Source organism: Flavobacteriales bacterium, assembly GCA_013214975.1.
Lineage (GTDB): Bacteria > Bacteroidota > Bacteroidia > DT-38 > DT-38 > DT-38.
The window spans coordinates 1-4,879 of sequence record JABSPR010000061.1 but is presented as its reverse complement, the minus strand read 5'-3'; the positions used below and the strand labels follow the sequence as shown (position 1 = coordinate 4,879).

4 protein-coding genes are annotated in these 4,879 nt (G+C 37.2%); all 4 read left to right on the top strand.

All coding sequences use genetic code 11. The features are described 5' to 3' along the window. Positions 1–595 (top strand): restriction endonuclease subunit S (locus HRT72_03165; protein ID NQY66710.1); only part of this gene is annotated, 595 nt, incomplete at its 5' end. A gap of 180 nt (positions 596–775) precedes the next feature. Next, complete coding sequence (locus tag HRT72_03160; GenBank protein NQY66709.1) at positions 776–1,159, top strand: endonuclease domain-containing protein; 384 nt, start codon at positions 776–778, stop codon at positions 1,157–1,159. Next, positions 1,156–2,142 carry a virulence RhuM family protein gene (locus HRT72_03155; protein ID NQY66708.1) on the top strand — a complete coding sequence of 329 codons (987 nt, stop codon included), beginning with the start codon at positions 1,156–1,158 and terminating at the stop codon, positions 2,140–2,142. The genes HRT72_03160 and HRT72_03155 overlap by 4 nt, the downstream gene beginning before the upstream one ends. Before the next feature lie 52 nt (positions 2,143–2,194). Continuing rightward, the coding region (locus tag HRT72_03150) for a type I restriction endonuclease subunit R (protein NQY66707.1) at positions 2,195–4,879 on the top strand (2,685 nt) is incomplete at its 3' end.

Sequence of the window (4,879 nt, the reverse complement as noted above, 5' to 3'; positions counted from 1 at the left end):
TATAACAGGTATCGTCTTCTATTCATTTCAGATTTATAGCGATTTCTATGGCTACTCTCTAATTGCAATTGGCAGTGCATTGATTCTTGGGATTAAGATTATGGATAACTTCAAAACACCATACCTGGCAAAGAGTATTTCAGAATTTTGGCAACGCTGGCACATATCGCTTTCCACCTGGTTCCGAGATTATTTGTATTACCCAATGGGTGGGAATAAAGTGGATATAGGGCGCTGGATAGTTAATATATTAATCGTTTTTATTGTAAGTGGTATTTGGCATGGTGCCAATTGGACGTTTATTATTTGGGGTGCATTTATGGCTATTTATCGGAGCAAAAGTAATTTGTTCTTATTTCATTTGTTTGATACGGATATTTATAAAAATGAAGTCCATAAGAACTTAGGAGCTACTATAAACTCAATCAATGGTAGCGACTTGAAGAAATTTAAATTTCCATTTCCTTCAATAGAAGAACAAAAAAAAATCGCCAATTACTTATCTGGCTTAGATAAGAAAATAGAAAGTGTAAGTAACCAAATAACCCAAACGCAAACCTTTAAAAAAGGGCTGTTGCAGCAGATGTTTGTGTAGGCAGAAAGAGCCCCTAAATCCCCTAAAGGGGACTTGCCTGCGGTGAAAACAAGCATGGTTGTTGGCTAAAGGGGATTGCATTACGATAATGGGATGAATATGGTAATGAAAAAGATTGAAATTAGTAATAATAAAAAGTCCCCTGTAAGCAAGTCCCCTTTAGGGGATATAGGGGTGAACATGCATTATGGAGCAACTTCTTTTCAATTTGAAAAGGCAAAAGAACTACGCAACAGAGAAACCGAAACAGAGAAACTACTTTGGGCAAAACTTTCAAAGAAACAACTAGGGGTTAAGTTTAGAAGACAGCATCCTCTTTCTAACTTTATTGCAGATTTTTATTGTCACACGCATAAGTTGGTAATTGAACTAGATGGCGGAGTTCACGATTCCGAAGAAGCAAAAGAATACGATGAGATGAGAACCTATCTCATTAATCAATTTGGAATAGAAGTGATTAGGTTTCAGAACAAAGAAATCATTAATAACTTAGACATCGTAATCGAAGACATAAAGACAAAATTAAACGATAATCAGTCCCCTTTAGGGGATTTAGGGGCATGAGCGAGGAAAGTCAAATAGTAATTTATAAGGCTGTAGATGGTCAAAGTCAGGTTGATGTAAAATTTGATGGCGATACTATTTGGTTGTCTCAAACTCAGATGGCTGAGATATTTGAAAAAGATTCGGATACAATCGGATTGCATTTAAAGAATATTTTTGAGTCTGGCGAGCTAGATGAAAAAGCAACTACCGAGGAATCCTCGGTAGTTCGAAAAGAGGGCACCCGAAATGTTAAACGGAAAATAAAAACATATAATCTAGATGCTGTAATATCTGTAGGGTATAGGGTTAACTCAGTAAGAGGTACACAGTTTAGAATATGGGCAAACCAGATACTTAAAAGCTATTTAACCAAAGGTTATGCTGTAAATGAGCTAGCTCTTAAAGCATCAGAATCCAAATTAAAATCATTACAGCAGAGCATCTCGCTATTAGAAAATGTTATGCAGCAAAAACAGCTGTCTTCAGATGAAGCAGTGGGTTTAATAAAGGTAGTAAGCGAATATTCTCATGCGCTAGATTTATTGGACAAATTTGATCATCAAAGTTTAACAATATCAGAAGAAACAGAAACTCAGCTCACAAAATTAACTTACAAAGAAGCCATTAAGCAAATAGGCTTATGGCGAGATGCACACAAGGCGGGCAATCTTTTTGGAAATGAGAAAGACAAGTCGTTCAAGAGTTCTCTCGAAACAATTTATCAAACATTCGAAGGAAAAGACCTTTACCCTGGTACTAAAACAAAGGCGGCTCAGTTATTATACTTCGTTGTAAAGAACCATTCATTCTCTGATGGAAACAAGAGAATTGCAGCAGGGTTATTTGTTTACTTTTTAGATCTCAATGGTTTACTTTATTCAATAGACGGAAATAAAATAATAGAAGACAATGCCTTGGTGGCTATAACCCTAATGATTGCAGAGAGCGATGCAGGAGAAATGGAGCTGATGATAAAAATGGTAGTAAACCTAATGGGATGATAAGAATTTTAAAGACAAACGCTAAGCGGTCCCCTTTAGGGGATTTAGGGGTATGACACAACCAGAAGCTATTTTAGAAGATAACCTCATTAAGCAATTAAACGGCTTAGGTTATGAGCGTGTGGTTATCAAAGACGAGGATGCCATTCTTGTCAATCTGAAATCTCAATTAGAAAAATTCAACAACACTAGTTTTACAGAACGAGAATTTTCTTCCATTCTTAATCATCTTTCAAAAGGAAACATATTCGAAAGGGCAAAAACACTTCGAGACCGCTTTGCCTTGGTGCGAGACAATGAAGATAGTTTCTATGTACGTTTCTTTAATTCGGAAGATGTTAGTCAAAACTTAATTCAAGTAACCAATCAGGTTACACAAGAGGGTTCGTACAAAAACCGGTACGATGTTACCATCCTTATCAATGGTTTGCCTTTGGTTCAAATAGAATTGAAACGCAGAGGGGGAGAATTAAAAGAAGCCTTTAATCAGATTCTGAGGTATAAGCGACATTCATATTGGGCCAACAGTGGGTTGTTTCAGTTTGTCCAGTTATTTGTAATCAGCAATGGAGGTGATACAAAGTATTATTCCAATAATCACTTAACACGCTTAACGTTTAAGCAAACTTTCTTTTGGGCAGATGTAAACAATAGAAACATCACAGACCTTACTGCATTTTCAGAAGCGTTCCTTCAGTCATCTCATTTGGGTAAAATGATTGCTCAATACGTAGTAATGAACGAGACCTCCAAAGAATTAATGGTACTCCGCCCTTATCAGTTTTATGCAGTTGAGGCAATTGTAAAGCGAGTGAAATCGAGTGAAGAGAACGGCTACATCTGGCATACTACCGGTTCGGGTAAAACGCTTACATCGTTTAAGGCAAGCCAGATTGTTATGGATATTCCAGAAGTACACAAGGTGGTTTTTGTTGTAGATCGTAAAGACTTGGATTATCAGACGATGACCGAGTTTAATAGTTTCAAAAAGGGTAGTGTTGATGTAACCGATAACACCAGTACATTGGTCAAGCAATTATCAGACGATACGCAGCTGGTGGTTACAACCATTCAGAAATTGAACAATGCCATCTCGAAAACTAAGTATCAATCAAGAATCGAAAAGTTAGGTGACAAGCGTATAGTTTTCATTTTTGATGAATGTCATAGAAGTCAATTCGGACAAACACACAAAGCCATTACCAGTTTCTTTAAAAATTGTCAGTTGTTTGGCTTTACTGGTACACCCATTTTTGCAGACAATGCTCAGAAAAACGAAATGGGCAAGCGAACAACCAAAGACCTGTTTAAAGAGTGTCTGCATAAATATGTGATAACAGATGCCATTCGAGATCAAAACGTATTGCGGTTTAATATAGAATATGTAGGTAGGTACAAGCAAAAGGGCAGCACCTTTATAGATATTCCAGTAGAAGACATCGATACAAAAGAGGTAATAGATTCCGAAGCACGGCTAGAAAAAATCACAGATTACATCATCAACTACCACGATATAAAAACCCACAAGCGAGACTATACCGCTATGTTTGCCGTGAGTAGTATTGATGCATTGGTCAAATATTACGACCTATTCAAAAAGAAAAAGTTAGAAGGTAAACACGATTTAAAGATTGCGACCATATTTAGTTATCGTGCTAACGAAGATGATGAGGATGCTACAGGTATGCTTCCTGGTGATTTGAGCATGGCTGCTGAGCCCATGCCTGTTTATGAAACAAGTCATACTCGGGAGAAATTAGACGAGTACATCTCAGATTATAACGAAATGTACAGCACTAGCTTTTCAACAAAAGACAGCGATTCATTCGAGAAGTATTTTCAAGACATAAGCGGAAGAGCTAAAGGCTACGAGGAAATTAGTTTCAATGTAAAGGATAGGGTAGACATCATATTGGTGGTTAATATGCTCCTAACGGGATTTGATGCAAAGAAGGTAAACACTTTGTATGTAGACAAAAATTTAAAACACCACGGATTGATTCAAGCCTTTTCTAGAACCAATAGAATATTGGGAGAGAAGAAATCACAAGGAAACATTCTTTCCTTCCGTAACTTAAAGAAAGCCACAGATGATGCCATTTTATTGTTTTCAAACAAAGAAGCCAAGGAAACAATTCTACTTCCACCATGTGATGTAATCGAAAACAAGTTTGATGAAGCATATAAAGACTTGATGGCAATTGCCCCAACGTTTGAGAGTGTTGATGACCTTCCGAGCGAGGAAGAGCAGATGGCCTTTATCCAAGCCTTTAGAAAATTAATGCGAATCCGTAACGTGCTTGCTTCTTATGTAGAATTCACTTGGGATGAACTCCCAATGGATGAGCAAACATTTGAAGATTACAAGGGTAAATTTCTTGGTCTTTACGAGAGTGTTAAAAGCAATGCACAAAAGGAGAAGGTTTCTATACTTGAAGAAGTAGACTTTGAATTAGAGTTACTGCATCGTGATGAAATAAATGTAGCCTACATCTTAAAGCTTCTTGCTGGACTTAAGAATGCACCTCTCACTGAACAAGCCCAGCAGAAGAAAGTAATCATGGACATGCTTACTGGAGATGTGGAGCTTCGAAGTAAACGAGAGCTCATCGAGAAATTCATCTCAGATTACTTGGACAACATTAAAGACGTTGAGGATATTCCAGAAGAGTTTGAAAAGTATTGGAGCGATCAAAAGGTTTTAGCAATCGGCAAGCTCTGTGAAGAAGAGAACTTA

Bases quoted from the DNA above. Each gene is read 5' to 3' on its own strand.
- HRT72_03160 (NQY66709.1), top strand. From the start codon at position 776: ATGCATTATGGAGCAACTTCTTTTCAATTTGAAAAGGCAAAAGAACTA.
- HRT72_03155 (NQY66708.1), top strand. From the start codon at position 1,156: ATGAGCGAGGAAAGTCAAATAGTAATTTATAAGGCTGTAGATGGTCAA.